This is a genomic window from Acidovorax sp. FG48, assembly GCF_057809085.1.
Genome location: NZ_JBMDJH010000002.1, coordinates 1 through 22,693, shown reverse-complemented (window position 1 = coordinate 22,693; position 22,693 = coordinate 1). Strand labels below are relative to the sequence as shown.

The window sequence follows — 22,693 nt, the reverse complement described above, 5'->3', positions numbered from 1 at the left end:
CCCCCTTGACTTGCATCAATTTGGCTTCAATTGCGTGGGTCTTACGCCTGGGCTGCAGAGCTGTCCAGCAGCTTCAGACGAGCGCAGCTTTAGTCTTCAACGCCTGCACTAGCCGCGCCCATCAAAGGCCGACAGATGGTTGGCCAGGTGCATGGCGTGCGCCTGCTCGTACTGCGCCCGGGTCAAGGCGCCGTAGGCAAAGTGGGGCTGCAGTGCACCGGTGTGGAGGGCAAAGTCCTGCACCGCCTGGCGCAGGCGTGCCATGGCGGCCGATGCGTCCGTGGTCTGCGCATCGAGCGCCGGGGCTCCCGGAATGGGCTCAGCCAGGTTGTGACTCATGCGGCCCCTCAGAGTAAACACCTTGAAAGCGGCGGCGCCCAGGGTGTTCTGAAACAGCGCCGACTTGGGCGACGGAAAGCCTTGCAACGAGTATTCAATGCTCTGCGCGCAATGCACCAGCGTCTGCGCCCAGGTCCAGGCCGTGGCGGGTTCCAGCGCGTGGACTGAGGCAGCGTTCAGTCGCTCGGCCTCGCCCATGGCGTCGTGCAGGGTGGCGAAGACCAGCCGTCGGTCGTTGCCCGGTTGGTGCAGAAAATAGCCCGCAGCGCCAGCGGCTGCGAGCGCCGCCCCGGCCCCGGTGGCCAGAAATGCCCTGCGGCCGTGCGCTACGGGCGACGCAGAGGGCGCGGGCTGGGTGCCGGCGGATTGGGGGGCTGCAGCGTGGGCGTCGCTGGGAGCGCCAGGAGGGGTGGGGACTGCCATGGGGTTGTCTGCTCGCATCACCGGGGGCGGGGTGAAAAAGGCGATTGTGACGGGCAACATCGACTTTGTGACCCATGCCGCCACCGCCAGGGTCGGGCAGCCGACACAGCCCGCCACGGCGCAAGGCAGCTCCTATGCCGCCAGGGTGGTCCGCGTGGCAGGCTGGTTGGTGGTGGTAGCCGGGGCCAGGGGTGCAGCAGGGACCACGGTCATCTCCACGCGGTTGCGCCCCCGTTCCTTGGCCAGGTACATGGCCTCATCCGCACGCTGCAGGGCCGTGCCTGCAGACTCGCTGCCCGCGCACACGGTGACGCCGACACTCACCGTGAGCGCAATGCTGCGCTGCTCGGTCACCACCGGGTGGGCCTCCACCATGGCGCGCAGCCGCTCGGCCACCGCAACGGCGCCACCTGTCCCTGCATTGGGCAAGAAGATGGCGAACTCTTCGCCCCCCAGTCGGCCCATCACGTCCTCCTTGCGCAGGCAGCGCTGGGCCAGCATCACAAAATGGCGCAGCACATCGTCACCCGCGCGGTGGCCCCAGCTGTCGTTGACCTTCTTGAAATGGTCCAGGTCCATCACCAACACGGGCAGCGTCGTCTGCGTGCGCTGGGCGTTGCTGATGGCTTTGTCCAGCAGGGTCAAAAACGCGCGGCGGTTGAACACATTGGTCAGCGGGTCCACCTCGGCCAGATGGCGCAGTTCGTTGGTGATGAACTCATTGGTGAGCATGAGCGCACCAAACGCCACCAGCACCAGCGCCAGGGTGGACTCCAGCACCACAAACTGCGACAGCGCGGCCACCATGCCCGCTTCGGGCTGCGCCCCATCGGCGGGCGCGGCCAGCGTGAACAACAAGGGCCGCACCAGCAGGAACGCTCCATGCACGCCCACCGTGGCCGCAAACAGGTAGCGTGCGGGCACCTTGTGAAAGCCGCCACGGGCCAGTGTGTGCGCGGCCGCAATGAACAACACCCCAGGCACCAGACCCGTCAGCACGATGCGCACCTGTACGTTCGGCTTGACCAGGGTAAAAAACAAGGCCGTACTCAGCAGAAGCGCCAAGGCCAGAGCGGCAACGCCATGCCCCAAGGGCGCCCTGCCCATGTACTCGCGTGCGCCCAGCAGGCACAGGTATGCAGTCAAAGCAATGGAAGACTGCGCCAGCACGACAGACAACGGCAGCGGCACATGGTCGCGCAGCAGCAGGTTGATGCAGAAGACGGTGGCGCAGAACAGTGCCTGCGCCCAGAACCGAAGCCCGGGAATGCGTCTGTTGAAGAGCCACACCGCGGACAGAACGCCTGTGACCAGCGCTGCAAGAATGGCCGCGACGATAAGGAGGGTGGGGCTGTGCACAGAGGGTACAGACAGGCGATGGCAATGAGGCTCACAACGCGACGCCATCGCCCAACGCCCGGCTGCTAAGGCTTGAAGGCTATGCGATGACTGTCAACGTTAACAATGGTAACCGAGAGCCTTGACTGCCCCGCGACTCTTTTGCGGGCATCCATGCAGTGCTTGAGCTAGTGCCTGGAGCCTCTCAGGCCGCCCCCTCGCTCGGCCTATGGGCGCGCCTGTCAGCCCACCACGTGGCATTCGCGCCGCAGGAGCGCCAGTGCGTCGTGCATCTGGTAGTCACGGTCGCTGGTCAGCGTGGCCTGCGCGTCTTGCACAAAACCGGACCACAGGGCCAGGTAGTCTTGCTGGAAGGCGGCCGCCGCATGGGTGCGGATGAAGTCGGTCGCCAGCTCGGGCTGCAGGCCGGACTTGCGGATCTTGCGCACCAGGCTGGCGGCGGTTTTCTCGGTGAGCAGCGTCTTCTTGGGCGCACCGGCGGCCAGGCACAGAAACAGCGTGAGCAGGGAGTGCTCGTCCTCGTTGCCTGCGGTCGCCTTCGTCCAGGTCTTGCTCGCGGGCTGCGGAGGCTCGTCGTCTTCCTCCAGAGCGTCCAGGCTGCGGTGAAAGCTGTCCACTTCGGCCAGCGGGTCGTCCAGCAGGAAGTACCGCGCCCGAAAGGCGCCCATGGGGCGCAACAGGGTGCGCAGGGGCGCAGTGGACTGCAGCAGCTTGGGCAAGTCCGCCAGCACAGCAGCGCATTGGGCCTGTAGCACATCGCGCAGCTCTGCGGGCACACCAGCGGGCAAGCGCAGCGCCGTCGGCACAGTTGCCTTCTTTTTGCGCAGTGCCGTCACCAGCTTTTCAAACGCCGGGGCGCTGGGCCACTCACCCGCCGCCATGGCCTGGGGGTTCAGCGCCTGCATCAGCAGCCCTGTGCGGATCACCGCCTCGGCATCGGCACCAGCAGTTTCCAGCTCGTCGGTGTCCAGGTCGTATTGCGCGGCCAGCCATTCGGCGGCGGCGATGGCCTGGGCGATCTGGCTGCGGCGGGCCAGCTCCGCGCGGTATTCGGCATGGCTGCGCAGCGACCAGGCAGCCAGCAGCGGGGTTTCGGCATCGGCATAACCGGCCATGCCAAAGTTGCTGCTCTCGGGCATGGCGATCAGCCGCTTGAGCATGTCCGACCCGCCCTTGGAGCGCGACAAAAAGGAGTTGTCGCGCAACGAGACCGCTGCCTTGGCCAGGTCACCGTCGGTGGTCTCCAGCAGGTACAGGCTGATCAGGTTGACCATACGGTCCCGCGCTTTTTCCAGCTCGGGCCGCAGGAACTCGCTGCCAAAGTAGCGCGCAATCTGCACCATGCCCTTGGGTGCATCGGTATTGATGGCCGCCAGCCGGTCGGCATCAATGATGCCGTGCTGCACGCCGTAGACCAGCGCCTTTTCAAAGAAAGGACGGGCGTCGTGCAGTTGCAGTGCCGAGCTTTGGGACATCATCAAATCGCGGATTCTTCGTCAGAGGCGCGGGCAGCGGGTGTGGCCTTGCCCCGGTCTGTCTCGCTGGTCTCGAACTTGCCGTCGTCTTCCTCGGCGGGAGTCTCGTCACCCTCTTCCAGGCCCAGGTCAAACGCACGGGCCTTGGCGCGCAGCACCAGCAGCATTTCAATGAACAGGTCGCGGCACTCGTAGCGCAGCAGCCAGGCCATCTGCATCCAGTCGCGGTCGGCCACCTCGTCCAGGTCCACGCGCGGCTGCACATAGCCCGAGGCCAGTAGCTCGTCGTCGCTCAGCGTGACACCGTAGTCTTCTGTCGCGTCAAACGTGCCGGTGCGGGCAAAGGCTTCGATGCGGCTCCACTTTTCCGCAAAGTAGTTGGCCAAGGCCTCGGCGCCGCCTTCCAGGTCGCCAATGGCGGTGAGGAATTCCACCGGGTCGGCATCGTCGCGGAAGACCACGGCGTTGACCATGTTGCGCAGGTGGGTGTGGGTGAGGTCCTTGTACTGCTTTTCCAGCACCATGGCGCGCGCAAACTGCTCGGGCGTGACCAGCATGTTGACCACGGACGCCTTGGAGTCGTCGTACTCACGCATCACGGCCAGGATGTCCTTGGGCGCGAGCTGGTCCAGCACCACCATCAGGGCGTTGTCGCCTTCGGCATCGGCCAGCTCGGCCAGCGCGGATTCGGCGCCCACGATGTCACCGGCCGCGATGAGGCTGGTGGTCTTGGTGATCAGGGCCAGGTGTTGGTTGCTGTTGCTCATGGTCGTCATTCCTTGCGCTCAAAGCCTACGTCGGCCAGCCAATTGGCGCTGGCCTCTTCGCGCGTACGGCTGTTGTGAGGGTCCACCGCGTCGTCGGCACTCAGGGCGCTGTAGTCGTCGTCGTGTTCGGCGGCGTCTTCACCGTCGTCGTCGGCATCGCTGTCGCCATGGGCAGCAGCAGCGGGGGCCATGTGGGCGTGCTGCTGCAGGTATTCCAGGCCAGCAGCCACGGTCAGAAAGCGTGCGCCCTGGGGCTCGCGCAGCACCGTCTGCGCCAGACTCTGCGCCCAGGGCTCCAGCGCCACGGCATGGCCCAGGCTGTGCCAGTCGGGCAGCTCGTTCACGGGCAGGCTCAGCAGGTGCTCCAGCGCCGCCGGTTGGGTGAAGCGAAAGCCCCGGTGGAACACCACGGCCACCATTTCGGGGGCCAGTTCCATCATCTGCACCAAAAACGCCATCTCGTTGCGCTTTTCAGCCAGGCGCTTGCGCAGCACGTCATTGCCTTCGGAGTCCGACACCAGGTCATCCAGCTCGGCCTGGTAGGCGGAGCGCAGGTCATAAAAATAGGGAGAAAGTTTCACAGGGCAGAAGGATGAGAAAGGATGCGCGCGCTGTAGGCCTGCCAGATCTCCTGGGCGGTCTGCAGCGGGTCGTCCAGCAGGTTGCGGCGGCGGTTGTCGTCGTAGGCCTGGCGCGCGTCGTCGTCCGACAGCACCTCGTAGGCCTTTTGCACTTCGGCAAAGCGTTGGGCCGCGTCGGGTGCGGTGTTGCGGTCGGGGTGGTAGAACGAGGCCTTCTGGCGAAAGGCCTTCTTGATGTCCGCCAGCGACGCGTTGGCCGCCAGCCCGAGGGCTGCGTAGTGGTCAGCAGTCATGAAACAGTGGATGGGTCCGTCAAAACAAGAGGTGGCCAGCCAACGGATGGAGTGGGCGGAATGCTGCGCGGCACCGCATGCAGCACCTGCGCCAGCACCAGCCCGCTGGCATCAGCCACCCAGGCTCACAAACACGTTTTGCACGTCGTCGTTCGAATCGATGGCGGCCAGGAAGTTCTCCACCTCCTCCAGCTGTTCGGCCGTAAGGTTGGCGGGGTTCACCGGGTTCTTGGGCTTGTAGCCCAGCTTGGCAGTCAGCACCGTGAAGCCGTGGGCTGGCAGCGCGCGGCTGACCAGATCCAGGTCGGTGGGGTCCGTCCAGAAGACGGTGGTGCCTTCTTCGTCGCCGGCTTCAAAGTCCTGCGCACCGGCTTCGATGGCGGCCAGCTCGGGGTCGGCATCGGCGTTGGCACGCTCGGCTTCGATGATGCCCACGTGGTTGAAGTCCCAAGCCACCGAGCCAGATGTTCCCAGCTGGCCCTTGCGGAACAGCACGCGCATTTCAGGGGCGGTGCGGTTCACGTTGTCGGTCAGGCACTCGACCATCACGGCCACCTGGTGGGGGGCAAAGCCTTCGTAGATCACGCGTTCGTAGCTGACGGCGTCGGCGCCGGTGCCGGAGCCCTTCTTGATGGCGCGCTCCAGCGTGTCCTTGGGCATCGATGCCTTGCGGGCCTGCTCGACCACGAGGCGCAGGCGCGAGTTGCTGGCCGGGTCGGCGCCGCCGCGTGCGGCCACGGTGATTTCCTTGACCAGCTTGCCAAACAGCTTGCCCTTGGCATCGGCCACCAGAGCCTTGCCTTTTGCTTTCCACTGCGCGCCCATGGGGGTTACCTTTGTGTGTGGGTTGGGGGGTATTTGCCGTGGGTCGCCCCGCGCGGCAAAAACCCTATAGTTTACCCGGCACCCCAGAATCTCCCCAGGCACACAACCCTGGCGTTGTCGTGGCAGCGCCAAACCCGCTGCCAACAGCCCCGCCCTGCCCTCAGCAGCGTGTAATCTCGGCCAAACACCCACCCTCCCCTCAGCGCCCCCTCTCCCATGCTCAACACCCTGTGGCTCGGCTTCTTCCTGACAGCGGCGGTGGCTGCGCTGGCCCAGTGGCTGGTGGGTGACAATGCCGACATTTTCTCGGCCATGGTGCAGGCCCTGTTCCAGATGGCCAAGCTCTCGGTCGAAGTCATGGTGCTGCTGTTTGGCACGCTCACGCTGTGGCTGGGTTTCCTGCGCATTGCCGAGAAGGCGGGCCTGGTGGACGCGCTGGCGCGCTGGCTGGCCCCCCTGTTTGCCAAGCTCATGCCCGGGGTGCCGCGCGGCCACCCGTCGCTCGGGCTGATCACGCTGAACTTTGCGGCCAACGCCCTGGGGCTGGACAACGCGGCCACCCCCATGGGCCTCAAGGCCATGAAAGCGCTGCAGGAGCTGAACCCGCAGCCCGACACCGCCACCAACGCGCAGATCCTGTTTCTGGTGCTCAATGCCTCGTCCCTCACGCTGCTGCCCGTCACCATCTTCATGTACCGCATGCAGCAGGGCGCGCCCGACCCAACGCTGGTCTTTTTGCCCATCCTGCTGGCGACCTCCGCGTCCACCCTGGTGGGCCTGCTGAGCGTGGCCGTGGTGCAGCGCCTGCCGCTGTGGAGCCCCGTGGTGCTGGCCTACCTGCTGCCGGTGGCGTTGGTGCTGGGCGGCTTCATGGCGCTGCTCACCACGCTCAGCGCTGCGGCCCTGGCCTCGCTGTCGTCGCTGCTGGGCAACCTCACGCTGTTTGCGCTGGTCGTGTTGTTTGTGGCCTTGGGCGCCTGGCGCAAGGTGCCGGTGTACGAGGCGTTCATCGAGGGCGCGCGCGAAGGCTTTGACGTGGCCAAAGGCTTGCTGCCCTACCTGGTGGCCATGCTGTGCGCGGTGGGCGTTTTCCGCGCCTCGGGGGCGCTGGGCTATGTGCTGGACGGCATCCGCTGGTGCGTGACCACGCTGGGCGCTGATGCCCGGTTCGTGGACGCTTTGCCTACTGCCCTGGTCAAGCCGTTTTCAGGCAGCGCGGCGCGCGCCATGCTGATCGAAACCATGCAGACCCAGGGCGTGGACAGCTTTGCTGCCCTGGCCGCCGCCACGATCCAGGGCAGCACCGAAACCACCTTCTACGTGCTGGCCGTGTACTTCGGCGCAGTGGGCATTCAGCGCGCCCGGCACGCCGTGGGCTGCGCGCTGCTGGCCGAACTGGCGGGCGTGGTGGCTGCCATTGTGGTGTGCTACCGGTTTTTTGGGTAATTTGGGCCAGGGCCTGTTCACCCTATTTTTGCAAATGCGAAGGCTTCCCCCGCCGCGCCAATCGAGGCGCGCGACGACGCCAAGGCCGGGGCCTTGGCTAGGAACGCAACGACGAGTGGCGTGGCGGGGGATGCCTTCCCTTCGGGTTGCGATGCCCAAGGGCCATCCGCAGCGTTGCCAAGCCTCGCCGGGGCCGCACCCCAGCTTCGTTTGGCGCCTTGCGCCTGGCCCTTGGGCATCGCAACGCATCTGGCAAAAATAGGGTGAACAGGCCCTCGTAGCGCTAGTGCAATATGCCCCAGCAGCTACCAATTAAATAGCAAACAGGATATCAACCGCCAGCCGGCCCAGGCGCAGCCACCAGCTCCCACTCCGCCAACTGTTCGTTGGTCGCAATCAGCCGCCCCACCAGCAGCTTGATGAAGGCCCTGTCAAAGCGCGACTGCAGATCTTCCGACGCCTCGCGCAGCGCCGGGTTGCGCACTTTGAGCACCAACACCTCGGTCTCGGCCACGGCGGTGGCAGTGCGGATGCGGTTGTCGGGGCGCAGGTAGGTCATCTCGCCCAGGGTCACGCCCGGGCCCAGCGTGCTCAGGTTCCAGCCCTGGCGGCTGACGGCCACCTGGCCTTCGATGAGAATGCAGAACGAGTCGCCGGGCGTGTTCTCGCGCATCAGCACCGTGCCCTGCTCCAGTCGGCGCCAGCTACCCAGGCGCATCAGCTCCCACAGCGCCACGTCGTGAAAGTCGGCAAAAAACGGCAGCGCACGCAGGCGCGCAAAGCGCTCGGCCTCGGTGTCTTGCGACTTCTGACGGGGCAGTCCCCGGTGCGCGGCCAGCAGCGCCTGGGCAAAGTCGGCCCAGGTGGCAAAGCGGTCGGCGGGCTGCTTGGCCAGCGCACGCAGCAGCACCTCGTCCACATGCGCGGGCAGCGACGCGCGCAGCAGGCTGGGCCGCGTGGGCGTCTCGTTGCTGATCTTGTAGAGCGTGGCGAAGTCGGTATCGCCATCAAACGGGCGGCGGCCGGTGAGCAGTTCGTACACCACCACGGCCAGCGAGAACATGTCGCTGTGGTGGGTAAGGTCCTGCTCGCGCACCTGCTCAGGCGACATGTACGAGGGCGAGCCCACCAGGCCGGACAGCTGGGTGGCATCGCTGCGGAGCGACAGCGCCGCGCCAAAGTCGGTCAGCTTCACATCGCCGCCGCGCGCCAGCATGAGGTTGGCGGGCTTAATGTCGCGGTGCACCAGACCTTCGCGGTAAGCGTATTCGAGCGCGTTGCAGCACTTGAAGGCAATGTCCAGCACCTGGGGCACGGGCAGCAGGGTGTCGGGCGTCGCAAAGTCGGACAGCGGCTGGCCGTCCACGTATTCGAGCACCAGGTACGGCGGCAGCGCCTCTTCGTCCGCATCCAGCAGGCGCACGATGTTGGGGTGGCGCAGGCGGCCCGACAGCGCGGCCTCGTTGCGCAGCAGCTTGCGGTAGCGCTCGGCTTGCTCGGGCACCTTCAGCAGGTGCGCGTGGGTCTGCTTGATCGCCACCTTGCGGCCCCGGAAGCCGTCCAGCCCCAGATACACAATGCCACTGGCGCCCCGCCCCAGTTCGCGCTCGATGCGGTACTTGCCGATGTTGGCGGGCGGTGCAGAGGTGGCAGTGGCCATGGCGGGGCTCCCGATCAGGGTGGGCAAGTCAGGTGGGGTCAGGCTCCGGCCAGCGCCTGCTCAAAGTCGGCCAGCAGGTCTTCCACCTCTTCCAGGCCCACCGACAGGCGGATCATGCTGTCGGCAATGCCCATGGTGGCGCGCACGGCGGGGCCGGCCTCCCAGAAGATGGTGTGCGCCACCGGGATGATCAGCGTGCGCGTGTCGGCCAGCCCCGTGGCCTTGATGGGCAACTGCAGACGGTTGCACACGGGCAGGCACTGGTCGGGGTTGCGCAACTCGAACGACAGCAGCCACGAGCCCGCCTTGAGGTGCTTGCGTGCAAAGGCGTGCTGCGGGTGCGAGGGCAGCATGGGGTACAGCACGCGCGAGACGGCCGGATGCGCCTCCAGCCACTGCGCCAACGCCAGGGCCGTGGCACTGGTGCGGTCCATGCGCAGTGACAGGGTCTCCGCGCCCAAGGCCAGCTGGTGGGCGGCGTGGGACGACAGCGTGCCGCCCATGTCGCGCAGGCCCTTTTTGCGCAGCTGCTGCAGGCCCCAGCCCTTGGCGTCCCCCTTGCGGTAGGCCGCAAAGATGTTGGGGTAGCCCGACCAGTCGTACAGGCCCGTGTCGGTGATGGCGCCGCCCAGTGCATCGCCCTGCCCGCCAATGCTCTTGGTGAGCGAGTTGACCACCAGGCCCGCGCCCACCGTGGCCGCGCGGAACAGGTAGGGCGAAGCCACGGTGTTGTCCACCACGTACAGCACGCCCCGCTGCTGGCACAGTGCGCCAATGCCTTCCAGGTCGGGGATCTGCGTGCCGGGGTTGGCAATGGTTTCGACAAACACCATGCGGGTGTTGGGGCGCAGCGCGGCGGCCACGTTGGCCGCGTCGGTCACGTCTACCGTGGTCACTTCAATGCCCAGGTCGGCCAGCGTGCCGAACACGCTGTTGGTGTTGCCAAACACGAACTGGCTGGCCACCAGATGGTCGCCCGCCTTGAGCAGCGTGAGAAACACCGCGCAGATGCCCGCCATGCCGGTGGAAAACACGATGGAGCCGTGCCCGCCCTCCATCTGCGTGATCTTGGCCTCCAGCGCCGCCGTGGTGGGCGTGCCCTGGCGCGCGTAGTTGAAGCCGCCCTTGGCCGTGCCCTGGAAGACGGCGATCAGGTCCTCGACCTTCTCGTAGCCGTACTGCACCGAGGTGTGGATGGGCTTGTGGATGGCCCCTTGCTCGGCGCCGCCCAGGCGGTCGGCGTGCACGATCTGGGTGGTGAAACTGTGGTTCTGCGGTGTCGTCATAAAAATCTGCGGCAATTTCTTTTCGTCTGCACAAAAGGCCTGGCGTTACTGGGCACCAGAGGCCAACGCAGCCATGGAACTGGCTTTGCCTGGCCACCGGTGCGTCCCCCGCCAGGGGAAGGCGCGCACCGCCTCAGGGAGAGTCATCGCTCCGGTGCGATGTGTTCAGCGTAATCGTACAAGGCGCCCAAAATATCCTGCGTGCGCTCGTCGTCGGCGGTCTCTGAGAGTTCGTCGATTTCAGTGAACAGTTGCTCCACCGTGCGCGCACCGCCCTGCCCGTCAAACAGGCAGGCAGCGCGGTGGGCCTCCCATCGTTCCTGCTCCTCGGGTGACAGCGTCTGCGGAAAGTTGCGCGCCCGGTAGCGCCACAGCAGCTCGGCCAGGCGCGGGTCGTCAAAGTTCGCACGCGCCTTGGCCAGCTTGTCGCCGCTGAGGGTGCGCAGGTCGTTCAGGAGGCGCCGGTCGTTGTTGCCCACAAACCCGCCATACAAGTCCTGGTCCACATCGGGCGCGGGCTCTTGCGGACGGGCAAACACCGCTGGCCAGATGCCGCTCATGTCGGGCAGCGCGCGCGCCACCTCGGCGTGCTGCGCGGCCTGGGCCAGGTCGATGCCCCAGCGCTGGGCCAACGCGGGCGTGAGCGTGTTCACATTGCCCACCACCATGGGCGACTTGTTCAGGTGGATGGTCTTGATCGGCAGGCGGGTGACGCCCTCGGGCAGCGCATCGGCCTTGCTGAACATGCGCAGGCGGATGTCCTCCACATTCAGCGTGGCCAGCTCGCGCGGGTCGTGGGCCAGGTCCCAGGCGATCAGCTCGTTCTTGTTGGTGGGGTGGCTGGCCAGCGGCCACATCACCGCCAAGCAACCGCGTTCGGTGGGGAACATGCCCGAGACATGCAAAAACGCCCGCGCCGTGGCCGTGGTGGCGGGCAGGCGCAGCTCGGCAGCCACGCGGTCCTTCTTGTGCAGGCTGAGAGCAAAGTCGAACAGCTTGGTGTTGTGCTGGCGAATCAGCCGCGCCAGCGCAATGGTGGCGCGCACGTCCGACAGCGCATCGTGCGCGGCGTCGTGCTGCAGGCCGTTGGCCTTCGACAGGTGCTCCAGCTTGAAGCTGGGGGTCACGCCGTCTTCCTTTTTGGGCCAGGTGATGCCATCGGGCCGCAGCGCATAAGTCATGCGCACCACGTCCAGCAGGTCCCAGCGGCCACACTGGTTCTGCCACTCGCGCGCATAGGGGTCGATGAGGTTGCGCCAGAACATGAAGCGCGTGATCTCGTCGTCAAACCGGATGGTGTTGTAGCCCACGCCAATCGTGCCGGGCTGAGCGAACTCGGACTCGATGCGCGCGGCAAACTGGTGCTCGGGCACACCCTGCTCCAGGCACTGCTGGGGCGTGATGCCGGTGATGAGGCACGACACCGGGTCGGGCAGATAGTCGTTGGCGGGCTGGCAGTACAGCATCAGCGGCTCGCCGATTTCGTTCAGCTCGGCATCGGTGCGGATGGCCGCGAACTGCGCGGGCCGGTCGCGGCGCGTGTTGGCGCCAAAGGTTTCGTAGTCGTGCCAAAGAAAGGTGTGGGGCGCCATGGTCGGTAGGCTAACAGGAGGCTGCAGGCGGTGGCTCGCGCGCAATCGGCGGGAGCTGGGGCGATCAAGCCGCCACTGTAACCGCATTTTTCAGTGTTTTTGGCCGCAAGCGCTAGTGGAACATGCGCAAGCAGCTATCAAAAACATAGTAAGCATATTCACCGTACGGACTGATGCACATTCGCCCCCGGCGGGCAGATCGCCACGCGGGACAATGGCGCATGCCCAGTTTCATTGCTTCCCCTCGCCCCGTGGGGCTCTCCACCGCCCTGCCCCTCGCTGTCCAGCGCGCCCACGCCCCCGCAGGCGTTGCCGGAGTGGCTCTGGCAGCCGCCCTCGCCCTGGCGGGCTGCGCGTCAGCCCCCAGCTCCCCCCCCACACCCGCAGCCAAACCTGTGGCGGCGGCCCCTGCGGCCCCAGCTCAGACAGCTTCGCCCATACCAGCCGCCACACAGCCGCAAGCCTGCCCCGATGCTGACCACACCGCCGGCTTTGCCCAATGGCTCAGCACCTTTTCGGCCCAGGCGCTGGAGGCCGGCATTCGTCCCGCCACCGTGCGCGACGTGCTCGGCAAGGCACAGTGGCTGCCCCGCGTGGTCGAGCTGGACCGCGCCCAGCCCGAGTTCACCCGCACCCCGTGGGCGTACCTGGACAGCGCCGTCTCCCCCCAGCGCATCGCCCAGGGACAGGCCCAGTTAGCGGCGCACAGCGCGGCACTGCAGGCCGCAGCCGCCCGCTATGGCGTACCGGCCAGCATCGTCACCGCCATCTGGGGCATGGAGAGCAACTACGGCAGCAACTTTGGCACCTTCCGCACGGTGGACGCACTGGCCACCCTGGCCTACGAAGGCCGCCGCCGCGCCTGGGCGCAGACCGAACTGCTGGCAGCGCTGCGCATCATCGACCAGGGCGACATCGCCGCCGACCGCATGATCGGATCGTGGGCCGGGGCCATGGGGCACACGCAGTTCCTGCCCTCGGTGTTTCTGGCCTATGCCGTGGATGCCGACGGCGACGGGCACCGCGACATCTGGGGCAGCGTGCCCGATGTGACGGCGTCCACCGCGCATTTCCTCGCCCGGTCCGGCTGGAAGTCTGGCGAGCCATGGGGTGCCGAAGTGCAGTTGCCCCCCACCTTCGACCATGCCCGCGCCGACCCCGCCGTGCGCCAGACCACGGCCCAGTGGGAGGCCGAAGGGGTGCGATCCATCGACGGGGCGCCGCTGCCCGACCTGGCCGGGGCCTCCATCGCCACCCCTGCGGGTGCACGGGGCCCGGCGTTTTTGGTGGGCAACAACTTTCGCACCATCCTGCGCTACAACAACTCGGTCAACTACGCGCTGGGCGTGGCGCTGCTGGCGCGGCAGATCGACGGCGGGGGCCCAGTGGCCGCCCCATGGCCCCGCGACATCGAGCCGCTGTCGCGCGCACAGCTGCAAGCCCTGCAAGAAGCCCTGAACCGCAAGGGCTTTGCCGCAGGCCCCCCCGATGGCGTGATGGGCCCCGCCACCCGCGCGGGCCTGCGCGGCTACCAGCGCAGCCTGGGCGTGGTGGCTGATGGGTATCCGACGCTGGAACTGCTGCAAAAGCTGCAGGCGCCTTGATTTGTGAGCGTGCGGCACGCCAAAGGCCCGGACCTGGTGCAACACATGGTGTCAACGCGGAAGTCTCCAACCTGGCCCTGTAACCGGCTTGCCATGGCCCGCATCGGGGTGGGCATTGCCGTGGTGTCTGCACCGGGTGCATCCCACCGCGATGCGACCGACCTGCGTTTTGTACCACCGTGCCCCACGGTGCAGCGCGACGTTTGTGCAGGTGCACCGTTGGGTAAGGTTTGGGTGTAAGTCGGTTTGAATGGAGGCAGTGGGGTCGTGGGGCGTTGGCTGGGTTTACAGCTCGATGGCTGGAATGGGCCCAGAGCTGTCGGTCAGGCCAAGCCACAAAGCCGTCGTTCGATGATGAACGGCTCCATGGCATGGCAAAGCCCCATTAGCAAAGCTATAGTGTGCGGAACAAATTCGCTCACGGACCTGATCCAGCAACCGTGTGGCGCGCAACACAGGGGGGAGTCGGGTTTCATGGGTAAATTTAGTACTGTACGTTTGTGCAGCATGCGCGCCGTCGAGCTAGGCTACAAGCCCCTTTCCGCGTTTTTTTTTCGCGCCAATTTAGACCGCAAGCGCCAGATATGGCCTGCGACCCGGTGCGGTCTACATTACGTTAGAACTCATGCCCAGACGCTTGTCTATTCTTTGACAGAGAGGAAGCGAAAAATGACTTGGCAGCAAATGCTTTCATCACTTGATTCGCATGGGGTCGTCGAGTTTGGAATTCATCAGATGGACCTGAAATCCAATACTCCGAAGTGGCGTCGGCATAAAGGTGGAGCACAATCGCGCTTCAACACACTTCGCGACTCGCTCTTCTCGCACGACAAGGGCGCAAGAGTTGCTTGTTTAGGTAGGTCGACCTATGCCAAAAAGGTCTATGCGGCTGGCTTTAATTCAGTTGTTCCTTACGTAGGCACTTGGCTTCAAGGTGCCCAACTCGCTTTTCTGGTTCGTGCGGCAGCAGCTGAGCCGGAAGTAACCCTAGTGCCGGCGGCAGCTCTCAATGCTCTGCAAGGCGATGATCATTCAAGCTTGCTTGCATCACTTGGTCAGCTATTTGGAGTTGGCGCACAGGAGTACGGCGTCCGGCTTCTCGCTAGCGGTGAGGTCTACTTACCGAGATGATTTCTAACCCGGCGCTCAAGCCGACCCGCCTTCGGCGGTCGGCTTAGCTTGTTCGTTGAGCGTCCGCTTTCTTTGGCGGCCACCGTCTAGTGTTGGCCGTTAGCAGCCCTGCAATTCAGGTCCATACTCCTGCGTGAAGAGCGACCACCCCCTCAATGAAAATCCCGGCTCCCCTGCAGCGCCCGCCCCATGCGCCCCAGCAGCGGGGTCAAATCCTTGAAGCGCTGGGCCACCAGGTGCCGCACCACGGCCGTGCTGCCAGGCGCACCGGCGCTGCATTGCCACACCCCTTCCACCGCCAGCAGCTGTGACCGCAGCAGCGCATTGCGCCACACATCGACCAGGGCGGGCCAGACGATGACGTTGACGGGGCCGGTTTCGTCCTCCAGCGTGACGAACATGGTGCCCTTGGCGGTGCCGGGGCGCTGACGCACCGTGACGATGCCGCAGGCGCGCACCTTGCGGCCGTGGGCGGCGCTATGCAATTGCAGGGCGGTCTGCAAGCGCCAGCGGGCCAGGCGGGGGCGCAGCAGGGCCAGGGGGTGGCGGCGCAGCGTCAGGCCGGTGGCGGCGTAGTCGAACAGGATTTCTTCACCCTCGGGCGCCTCGGGCAGTTGCAGCGGGGCCTCGTGCACGGGCACGTCGCGCCACAAGGGCGGCGCGGCGTGCTGGGCGGCGGCGTCCCACATCTGCTGGCGCCGGTGGCCGGACAGGCTGGCCAGGGCATCGGCGGCGGCCAGGGCCTGCAGGTCTTGCTGGCTCAGTTGGGCACGCAGGGCCAGGTCTTCGGTGGTGGCAAAGACGGGGCCTGTGGCGCGGGCTTGCAGCAGGCGCTTGGCAGCGTCTGCGTGCAGGCTGCCAACCAGCCGCAGGCCCAGGCGCACGGCAGGCTGGGGCAGGGGCGGTGCGCGCAGGCCGCGTGTGGGGCGCAGCGGCTCGGGTTCGCCCTCCAGTGTGCAGTCGATGTCGCTCACGGTCACGTCGATGGGCAGCACGCGAACGCCGTGGCGGCGGGCGTCCTGCAAGAGTTGCGAGGCGCTGTAAAAACCCATGGGCAACGAGTTAAGCAAAGCCGCCAAAAAACAGGCGGGTTCGTGGCACTTGAGCCAGCTGCTGGCATAGGCCAGCAGCGCAAAGCTGTGGGCGTGGCTTTCGGGAAAGCCGTATTCACCAAAGCCCAGCATCTGCTGGAAGATGGCCTGGGCAAACTCGGTACGGTAGCCGCGTGCCTCCATCCCCCCGATCAAGGGTCGCTCAAACCGGTGTACGCCTCCTTTGCGCTTCCAGGCGGCCATGGAGCGACGCAAGTCGTCCGCCATGCCAGCGGAAAATCCGGCAGCCACCATGGCGATTTGCATGACCTGTTCCTGAAAGATGGGTACACCCAGCGTGCGCGCCAGGGCGGTTTCCAGTTCGGGTTTTTCGAGTTGAAGCGGTTCACCCCTGCGCCGGCGCTCGCGCGCCTGCAGGTAGGGGTGCACCATCCCTCCCTGGATGGGGCCGGGCCGCACGATGGCGACCTCGACCACCAGGTCGTAGAACTCGCGCGGCTGCAGGCGGGGCAGCATGCTCATCTGGGCACGGCTTTCGATCTGGAACACGCCCACGGTGTCGGCGGCGCAGATCATGTCGTAGGTGGCGGGGTCTTCGTGCGGGATGTCTTTGAGACCCCAGTGCTCGCCGCGCAGGGCGGCGCGCAGGTTGAGGCAGCGGCGCAGCGCGCTGAGCATGCCCAGGGCCAGCACATCGACCTTGAGCAGGCCCATGTCATCCAGGTCGTCTTTGTCCCACTGGATGACGGAGCGGTCCTTCATGCTGGCTGGCTCCACCGGCACCAGCCGTGTGAGCTTGCCCTGGGTCAGCACAAAGCCGCCCACATGCTGGCTCAGGTGGCGCGGAAAGTCCTTCAGATCGGCGGCCAGCTCCAGCCACAGCCGGGCGATGTGCCGGTGCAGCGACACGCCCACCGCCTGGGCCAGCTCCTGGAGGCGGTCCGTGGCAAAGGTCTCGTCAAACCAGTGGTGGTCTTTGGCAAACGCATCGACCAGGGCGGGCGCCACGCCCAGGGCCTTGCCCACGTCGCGCAGGGCGCTGCGTGTGCGGTAGCAGGTGACCACGGCGGCGATGGCGGCGCGGTCGCGGCCGTATTTGTCGTAGATGTACTGGATGACCTCTTCGCGCCGGTCGTGTTCGAAGTCCACATCAATGTCGGGCGGCTCGCTGCGCTCCTTGCTGATGAAGCGCTCGAACAGCAGGTGGGACTGCTCCGGGTCCACCGCCGTGATGCCCAGCACGTAGCAGACCACCGAGTTCGCCGCAGAGCCCCTGCCCTGGCACAGAATGCCCACGCTGCGTGCAAAACGCACGATGTCGTGCACGGTCAGGAAATACATCTCGTATCCGCAGTGCGCGATCAGGTCGAGCTCTTTGCGGATCTGCGCCTGCACGCGCTCGGGAGCACCCTGCGGGTAATGGCTTTGCACGCCCAGCTCCACCAGCCAGGCCAGCGCCTGGGCGGGGGTCATGCCCTCGGGCACGGTCTCTAGCGGGTACCGGTACTGGATCTCACCCAGGCTGAAAGTGCAGCGCCCGGCCACGGTGAGCGTGGCCGCCAGCAACTCGGGTGGGTAGATGCCCGCCAGCCGCACGCGCTGGCGCAGGTGGCGCTCGGCATTGGGCTGCAGCGCAAAGCCGCACTCGGCCACGGTACAACCGAGTTGGACGGCGGTGATCACGTCCTGCAGCGGCTTGCGCGAGCGGGCGTGCATGTGCACGTCGCCCGCGGCCACCAGCGGCAGCTGCAGCGCGGCCCCCACGCGCTGCAGCGTGGCCAGCCACAAGCTGTCGTCGGCGGCCTGGTGCAATTCGACCGCAAGCCACACATGCGGAGCATTTTGAGAGCCCAATTGGCTGGTAGCGCTAGTGATACATGCGCTAAGCGCTACAAAATTAGAAGCATCAAAGCGCTGACGGCAAGGTGCCAGCAGCAGCTCGCACCCCTGCAGCAAGTGCCAGGGGCTGTCCACACCCACACGGTATTGCCCCTTGGGCGCAGCGGCCCGGGCGGCGGTGATGAACTCGCACAGGTTGCCCCAGCCCTCGGCATCGCGCGCCAGTGCCACCAACCGCAAGTCACCCCACAAGAACTCGCTGCCCACGATGAGGTGCAGGCCACATTCCTTGGCCGCCCCCCAGGCACGCACCACGCCGGCCACGGAGCATTCGTCCGTCAGCGCCAGCGCTTGGTAGCCGAGTTGGGCAGCACGCGTGACCAGCTCTTGTGGGTGCGATGCGCCGCGCTGAAAGCTGAAGTTGGACAGGCAGTGAAGCTCGGCATAGCCCGGCAGCTCGCCCGCGCCCGCTGCGGGGCCTGGCACCGCAGTGGCCTGTGGAGGATGCCGGTGCGTCAAACCCATGGACAACCACCCTGCCCGCTCACCCAAAGATTCCGTGCAAGAACCAGCGGTGTGGCCGAGCCACCGCTGGCGTGCCGTCCAGCGCAGGCGCCAGGCGCTCGCGAAACACCCACACCAGTCCCGCAACGTCGTTGTGGGCCACAAAGTAATCGCGCAAGGCCAGGTCTGCGCAGGGGCGTGCTGGGTCCACAGCGTCGTCCATGGCAGACCACCAGCCCGCCTCCAACCGGTGGGGCCCGGCCAGCAGGCGCAACAGGCCGTGGTGGCAGGGGCGGTTGCCTTGCACGGCCAGCTGCCGGGGCGGGTTCAGCAGCCAGGTGGGCAACAAGGGGGCATCCGGGACGATGCCCTGCGAAGCACCGTCCGCACGCGTGGACACAGGACCGGTGGGTGTCCGCGTGGCTGCATTGCGCGTCGCAGCCGAGGGCATGCCCAGCACTTCAGCGGCCGGTCTCCATTGCTGCATGCGTTCGGGCCGATGGTCGGCCAGCAGCACCGGGGCCACCACGTGGTCGGCCCCCAGGCGGGCCGACAGGCGCTCCAGCAGTTGGTGCAGGGCCTCGCCGGGGGTACCGGCCGGGTCGGTGCTGCCATGGCTTGTGGGGTCACGCCCGCCCACCTCCCCCGGGGGCAGCAGGCTGGCACTGCGGTGCGGCAACGGGGCCGCGTCGAGCAGCCGCAGCGTGATCTGGTTGACCGGCGCGGCCAGCGTGGTGCGCGCCAGGTTTTCGGCCAGCAGGCGCCGCAGGTGCGCCAGGTCGTGGGTGGCCTGGGCGGTGCGCACCTGCAGCGCCTGGGTGGGCGGCAGCACCACACCATCGATGCGCCGCAGGTCGTGGCGCCAGGCCAGCTCCAGCGCCAGCACGCCTTGCTGGCGCGCCTGCAGCCAGGCCTGGAGGACCGAGAGGCTGCGGCTGGCGCTCCACAACAGTGCATCGGCCGACGCGGCCAGGGCGGGCAGCTCGGTGGTCAACACAAACTGCTCGGGCAGTTGCAGCCAGGCATGGGCCTCGGGGGCATCGCCCAGGGCCTGGTCAAGCACCTGCAGCACGCCCGCGCCCAGGCGCCGCGCGACGCCCGCACGCGGCAAGACCCGCAGCGCGCCCCAGGTGCGGCAGCCCATGCGCTCCAGGCTGGCCACATGGGGGCGCAGTGCTGTCAGCGTGTGCAATGGCAGGCTCTCTACCCTGCCCTGCGGTGGGCAGGGGCGCCCTGCCAGTGCCATGCGCAGCCTGGCATGGGCCACCAGGGCGGTGGGGCCTGTGCCCCACACCGTCGGCGCATGGGGCGGCAAAGCTGGGGTCTGTCCACAGGAAGGGGCAAGCCCTTCCGCGCTGCGGACGCGTGGAGGCGCCGCGCCCTCCCCTTCGTACCGCGCAGCAGCCTCGGCCCAGGCTTGCAGCACCAGGGCCTGCAGCGCCTCGCGCCCGCCCCACAGGCGTTCGGTGGTGGACACCTCCAGCAACACCGCCTCGCCATCGGCCAGTGCCACACGCGGCGTGAAACGCAAGGCCCACCAGCCAGCGGCGGCCTGGAGTGCGCCAGCACTTTTGTCCGTGCCCATACCCGTACCTGGCAAGGCGGCAGGCTCATCGGACCAGGGCAATGGCAGAGCAATCCAGTGCATGCCTGTTCCCTTCTGGCCGGCCTCTGGGTCGGCCTCCTGGCTGCTCTCCGGGCTGGCCGGGGGGCTGGACTGGAGGCACGTGGCGCGCCAGCGCCCCCGCCAAGGCCCCGGCTACACGGACGGACGCAGACTGGCGCCCTGCCAGCAGAGCCCTGGCGGCCTCTTGCGCCGCACGGCGCCGCTCAGCCTGCGCCACCAGCACCTGCGCCAACTGCGGATGACAGCCCGGCAGGTGGAGTGCCTGCGCCAGCGGAGGCCCCCGGCGCTTGAGAATCTGCACCTGCATGCCGGGGGCAGCGGCGGCATCCCCTGGCAGGGCCAGTCCCTGCACTTGCAGCCGCAACGGGGCGGGCGACGCGTGCAGCACTTGCTGCGCCTGCAGCGAGGCGGCCACCGAACGAAACACCCACAACAATTGCTGCTGCTGGGCCGCCGCCAGTTGCAGTCGCCGCAGTGCTGCAGGTTGCGCCTGGGGCAACCAGGCCATGACGGCCAGCACGCCCTGGCAGCGCAGCGCCTGCTCAGCCGCCCACAAGGCGGCCACGGGGGAGTCGGCGCGCACCACACACACCCGCTCTGCGCGCAAGCCCTGCGATTGCAAGGCCGGGCCAAAAGGCTCACAGGGCGGCGCCACCAGCACGATGGCCCCACTTTGTTTTGCCGTGGCCTGCACCAGCGCAGGCAGCACCAGTTGCCATTCATGCAAGCCCGCCAGGGGCTGCAGCACCTCGCTCAGGGCTCCCACAGGCCAGCCACCGCCCGGCAGCTCGGCATCCAGCGCGGCATACCCCGTGGGTAGCACACGCTGCGTGCCGCCCCCAAGCGCGTCGGCATGCCACACCCCAGCAATGGAGGCGGGCAAATGGGACGCAAGCCGCAAGGAAGGGCGTGACGCAGGCATGGTCGTAGGGGAATTCAGGCAACAAGAATACTGTAAATATAACCAGTATTTTGCTGCTTGGGTGGGTCTGAAGGCGAAGACCCACCTAGGACGCCGGTATGCGAAAGCCGACGCAGGCTGGCGAACCGCCACGCGTTCAAGGCGGCGCTGAGGGGGCGCTAGCAAACGCCCCCAACTAGGGAGTTCTCTTAAAGAGCCCCCCGGGTTGGTGGTGTCGATCCAAGAGTCGGTTTACAGCGTACGCATCGCCCAGTCGCACCAGTCCGCCACTGCCGCATCGGCAGGCGTGGCGCGGTCCGAGAGCTGGGGCCAGCGGCGGTGGCTGGCGTTCAGGATGCTTTGCAGCTGCCACAAGGCCTCGCGCCCCACCAGGGCGACCTCGGCCATGCCAATAGCGTCGCCTTGCAGCTGCGCCAGCAATTCCCCCTGGTGCCGGGGGTGTGAGCCCGCTTCGATCAAGGCCTTTTGCAATGCCATGAGGCGGGAATCGGCAAACGCAAAGGCACTGCCTGCAAGAGACTTGGCCCCCGCGTCTGGGGGTAAGGCTGCCTTGAGCTGGTCCCAGTAGGCAAAGGCTTCGGCCAGCAATTCGATCTGGCGCGGAGCATCGTTACCCAGGGGCATCAGGGCGGATTCGCGGGCTACTTCTTCTTGCAACAGCGGCAGGATGAACGCCACCAATGCCGAAGGAAACTTGCGGTGGTTGAGCCGCAGCACCAGCGACAGCCGCTGTGCGGGCATGTCGTCGTATTTTTCGTAGAAGGCGGCCACCACCTCGGCCAACAGCAGGATGCGGCCCATGGGCGTGATGTCGGCCCCGAGCAAGGCGCGCGGGTAACCGCTGCCGTCCATGCGCTCGTGGTGCTCCAGCACAGCGACCTCGGCGGCGCGTGGGTAGGCCTGTGTGTCGCGGATCATGAGCATGGCCGAGATGGGATGGGCCACCAGGTGCTTGCGCCCTACCCCCACCACCTTGTGGTCCGGGTCGTCCCAGGCCGGGTCCATGTGCAGCACCCCCAGGTCATGCAGCAGCGCAGCGGCCGCCACCGTGCTGCAGTCGCGCTCACTCAGCCCGCTTTTGAGCGCCAGAAACACCGCCACGGTGGTCATCACCAGACTGTGCTGGAACAGCGCAGGCCGTTGGTCACGCATCACGGTGAGCTTGCAGGCCATGGCAGAAGGCAATGGCAGGGAACGAAGCGGCGCCAGCAACCGGGCACTGGAGCCCAGGGCCTCGGCCAGCATGGCTGGCAGGGTTTCCTGCTCAATGAGCGTCTGGCCCAGGGCCAGCAGGGCCGACACGTCCACCGGGTTTTCGATGGACAGATGGCGGTCAATGGGTTCACGCAGCTTGTGCTGTACCAGGCGGTCGTACAGGCGGCTGTCAATGCGCGCCCCCTTCTCCACCAGCTTGATGCCGTTGTCGGTGTAGATGGCAGCGCCTGCGACCACCGTACGCCGGTCGGCCATGTCGGTCAGCGCACGCAAGTAATGGGGACTGTCAGCGTCCTCGGCATCCGCTGAAAGAAGAATATCGGTCATGCAAGCAACACAAATCGTTACTTCGCACTATATGGGGTTCTCTTGCAAGGCACTGACTCGCATGGCGCGATACAAACACGCAATCTTGATGCACATCAAGTGGCAGGCCCTGGTGCCTGCACTTGTTTTGGCCGCATGGAACGCATTGCACGCCCATATTCCCCTGTGCAAGACCTGCTTCCACCCAGGCTTTCCCGGGTGGAAAAGCCCTTTGTCACCCCAATGTCATTGTCCCAAATGGAAATCAGGGTTTCCATGAGGCAATGTCGCCGAAAGCCCATTTTTTGGCGCTCTCAGGCAGTCAGTCTTGGGTAAACCCTGAAAAGTTCCGTGCCGATTGTTCACAATACTGGAACAGTTAGTTCGCGACTCGGTGGTTTTTCTCTGCACCCCACCGGCGTACAGTTCATCCCATCGATGAGCCGA

18 protein-coding genes and 1 pseudogene are annotated in these 22,693 nt (G+C 66.5%); 4 read left to right on the top strand and 15 right to left on the bottom strand.

The window, feature by feature from the left end; genetic code table 11:
* Window positions 1-108 precede the first annotated feature (108 nt).
* The 8 genes and pseudogenes from ACODSU_RS03070 to ACODSU_RS03035 all read right to left on the bottom strand — a co-directional run bounded on the left by ACODSU_RS03070 (window position 109) and on the right by ACODSU_RS03035 (window position 6,062).
* Complete coding sequence (locus tag ACODSU_RS03070; RefSeq protein WP_488840003.1) at window positions 109-762, bottom strand: DUF1569 domain-containing protein; 654 nt, start codon at window positions 760-762, stop codon at window positions 109-111.
* A 132-nt stretch (window positions 763-894) separates the two neighbouring features.
* Window positions 895-2,121, bottom strand: coding sequence for a GGDEF domain-containing protein (locus ACODSU_RS03065; protein WP_488840001.1), 1,227 nt, complete (start codon window positions 2,119-2,121; stop codon window positions 895-897).
* 221 nt (window positions 2,122-2,342) lie between these two features.
* The gene (locus tag ACODSU_RS03060; protein WP_488840536.1) at window positions 2,343-3,599 is read right to left on the bottom strand and encodes a hypothetical protein; all 1,257 of its coding nucleotides are present in this window, start codon (window positions 3,597-3,599) and stop codon (window positions 2,343-2,345) included.
* Entirely contained in the window at window positions 3,599-4,363 is a 765-nt protein-coding gene (locus ACODSU_RS03055; RefSeq protein ID WP_488839999.1) for a hypothetical protein, read from the bottom strand. The genes ACODSU_RS03060 and ACODSU_RS03055 overlap by 1 nt, the downstream gene beginning before the upstream one ends.
* 5 nt (window positions 4,364-4,368) lie before the next feature.
* On the bottom strand, window positions 4,369-4,944 hold the full coding sequence (locus ACODSU_RS03050) for a hypothetical protein (protein WP_488839997.1): 576 nt from the start codon (window positions 4,942-4,944) through the stop codon (window positions 4,369-4,371).
* A complete protein-coding gene (locus ACODSU_RS03045; protein WP_015014301.1) occupies window positions 4,941-5,237 on the bottom strand; it encodes a DnaJ domain-containing protein in 297 nt (98 codons plus the stop codon). The genes ACODSU_RS03050 and ACODSU_RS03045 overlap by 4 nt, the downstream gene beginning before the upstream one ends.
* Window positions 5,238-5,255: 18 nt before the next feature.
* Window positions 5,256-5,336: pseudogene (locus tag ACODSU_RS03040) on the bottom strand (hypothetical protein); the annotation flags it as partial.
* Window positions 5,337-5,348: 12 nt separating this feature from the next.
* The gene (locus ACODSU_RS03035; RefSeq protein ID WP_060984321.1) at window positions 5,349-6,062 is read right to left on the bottom strand and encodes a YebC/PmpR family DNA-binding transcriptional regulator; all 714 of its coding nucleotides are present in this window, start codon (window positions 6,060-6,062) and stop codon (window positions 5,349-5,351) included.
* A gap of 216 nt (window positions 6,063-6,278) precedes the next feature.
* On the opposite strand from ACODSU_RS03035, the gene ACODSU_RS03030 reads away from it, so the two are divergent.
* The gene (locus ACODSU_RS03030) at window positions 6,279-7,508 is read left to right on the top strand and encodes a nucleoside recognition domain-containing protein (RefSeq protein WP_488839995.1); all 1,230 of its coding nucleotides are present in this window, start codon (window positions 6,279-6,281) and stop codon (window positions 7,506-7,508) included.
* Window positions 7,509-7,839: 331 nt separating this feature from the next.
* Here the strand turns inward: ACODSU_RS03030 and ACODSU_RS03025 are convergent, their stop codons facing one another.
* From ACODSU_RS03025 to sbcB, 3 genes are all read right to left on the bottom strand, one after another.
* Entirely contained in the window at window positions 7,840-9,168 is a 1,329-nt protein-coding gene (locus tag ACODSU_RS03025) for a protein kinase domain-containing protein (protein ID WP_488839993.1), read from the bottom strand.
* Window positions 9,169-9,206: 38 nt separating this feature from the next.
* A complete protein-coding gene (locus ACODSU_RS03020) occupies window positions 9,207-10,454 on the bottom strand; it encodes a cystathionine gamma-synthase family protein (RefSeq protein ID WP_488839991.1) in 1,248 nt (415 codons plus the stop codon).
* 143 nt (window positions 10,455-10,597) lie between these two features.
* Window positions 10,598-12,046 carry an exodeoxyribonuclease I gene (sbcB, locus tag ACODSU_RS03015; RefSeq protein WP_488839989.1) on the bottom strand — a complete coding sequence of 483 codons (1,449 nt, stop codon included), beginning with the start codon at window positions 12,044-12,046 and terminating at the stop codon, window positions 10,598-10,600.
* Window positions 12,047-12,297: 251 nt separating this feature from the next.
* Between sbcB and ACODSU_RS03010 the strand changes: the two genes are divergently transcribed.
* The 3 genes from ACODSU_RS03010 to ACODSU_RS03000 all read left to right on the top strand — a co-directional run bounded on the left by ACODSU_RS03010 (window position 12,298) and on the right by ACODSU_RS03000 (window position 14,781).
* Complete coding sequence (locus tag ACODSU_RS03010; protein ID WP_488839988.1) at window positions 12,298-13,650, top strand: lytic murein transglycosylase; 1,353 nt, start codon at window positions 12,298-12,300, stop codon at window positions 13,648-13,650.
* 93 nt (window positions 13,651-13,743) lie between these two features.
* Window positions 13,744-13,890: a hypothetical protein gene (locus tag ACODSU_RS03005; protein ID WP_488839986.1), complete on the top strand. Its 147-nt coding sequence runs from the start codon at window positions 13,744-13,746 to the stop codon at window positions 13,888-13,890.
* A 429-nt stretch (window positions 13,891-14,319) separates the two neighbouring features.
* The gene (locus tag ACODSU_RS03000) at window positions 14,320-14,781 is read left to right on the top strand and encodes a hypothetical protein (protein ID WP_488839984.1); all 462 of its coding nucleotides are present in this window, start codon (window positions 14,320-14,322) and stop codon (window positions 14,779-14,781) included.
* Between the two features lie 152 nt (window positions 14,782-14,933).
* Here the strand turns inward: ACODSU_RS03000 and ACODSU_RS02995 are convergent, their stop codons facing one another.
* The 4 genes from ACODSU_RS02995 to ACODSU_RS02980 form a co-directional block, all read right to left on the bottom strand.
* The gene (locus ACODSU_RS02995; protein WP_488839982.1) at window positions 14,934-18,197 is read right to left on the bottom strand and encodes an error-prone DNA polymerase; all 3,264 of its coding nucleotides are present in this window, start codon (window positions 18,195-18,197) and stop codon (window positions 14,934-14,936) included.
* A gap of 19 nt (window positions 18,198-18,216) precedes the next feature.
* Complete coding sequence (locus ACODSU_RS02990; protein WP_488839980.1) at window positions 18,217-19,824, bottom strand: DNA polymerase Y subunit UmuC family protein; 1,608 nt, start codon at window positions 19,822-19,824, stop codon at window positions 18,217-18,219.
* Complete coding sequence (imuA, locus tag ACODSU_RS02985; protein WP_488839978.1) at window positions 19,787-20,725, bottom strand: translesion DNA synthesis-associated protein ImuA; 939 nt, start codon at window positions 20,723-20,725, stop codon at window positions 19,787-19,789. The genes ACODSU_RS02990 and imuA overlap by 38 nt, the downstream gene beginning before the upstream one ends.
* 231 nt (window positions 20,726-20,956) lie before the next feature.
* Window positions 20,957-22,267 carry an HD-GYP domain-containing protein gene (locus ACODSU_RS02980; RefSeq protein ID WP_488839976.1) on the bottom strand — a complete coding sequence of 437 codons (1,311 nt, stop codon included), beginning with the start codon at window positions 22,265-22,267 and terminating at the stop codon, window positions 20,957-20,959.
* Between the last annotated feature and the right edge of the window lie 426 nt (window positions 22,268-22,693).

Coding starts and splice junctions, on each gene's coding strand:
- ACODSU_RS03070 (WP_488840003.1), bottom strand. CDS start 762: ATGGCAGTCCCCACCCCTCCTGGCGCTCCCAGCGACGCCCACGCTGCA.
- ACODSU_RS03060 (WP_488840536.1), bottom strand. CDS start 3,599: ATGATGTCCCAAAGCTCGGCACTGCAACTGCACGACGCCCGTCCTTTC.
- ACODSU_RS03055 (WP_488839999.1), bottom strand. CDS start 4,363: ATGAGCAACAGCAACCAACACCTGGCCCTGATCACCAAGACCACCAGC.
- ACODSU_RS03045 (WP_015014301.1), bottom strand. CDS start 5,237: ATGACTGCTGACCACTACGCAGCCCTCGGGCTGGCGGCCAACGCGTCG.
- ACODSU_RS03035 (WP_060984321.1), bottom strand. CDS start 6,062: ATGGGCGCGCAGTGGAAAGCAAAAGGCAAGGCTCTGGTGGCCGATGCC.
- ACODSU_RS03030 (WP_488839995.1), top strand. CDS start 6,279: ATGCTCAACACCCTGTGGCTCGGCTTCTTCCTGACAGCGGCGGTGGCT.
- ACODSU_RS03025 (WP_488839993.1), bottom strand. CDS start 9,168: ATGGCCACTGCCACCTCTGCACCGCCCGCCAACATCGGCAAGTACCGC.
- ACODSU_RS03020 (WP_488839991.1), bottom strand. CDS start 10,454: ATGACGACACCGCAGAACCACAGTTTCACCACCCAGATCGTGCACGCC.
- sbcB (WP_488839989.1), bottom strand. CDS start 12,046: ATGGCGCCCCACACCTTTCTTTGGCACGACTACGAAACCTTTGGCGCC.
- ACODSU_RS03005 (WP_488839986.1), top strand. CDS start 13,744: ATGGCCCGCATCGGGGTGGGCATTGCCGTGGTGTCTGCACCGGGTGCA.
- ACODSU_RS03000 (WP_488839984.1), top strand. CDS start 14,320: ATGACTTGGCAGCAAATGCTTTCATCACTTGATTCGCATGGGGTCGTC.
- ACODSU_RS02995 (WP_488839982.1), bottom strand. CDS start 18,197: ATGGGTTTGACGCACCGGCATCCTCCACAGGCCACTGCGGTGCCAGGC.
- ACODSU_RS02990 (WP_488839980.1), bottom strand. CDS start 19,824: ATGCACTGGATTGCTCTGCCATTGCCCTGGTCCGATGAGCCTGCCGCC.
- imuA (WP_488839978.1), bottom strand. CDS start 20,725: ATGCCTGCGTCACGCCCTTCCTTGCGGCTTGCGTCCCATTTGCCCGCC.
- ACODSU_RS02980 (WP_488839976.1), bottom strand. CDS start 22,267: ATGACCGATATTCTTCTTTCAGCGGATGCCGAGGACGCTGACAGTCCC.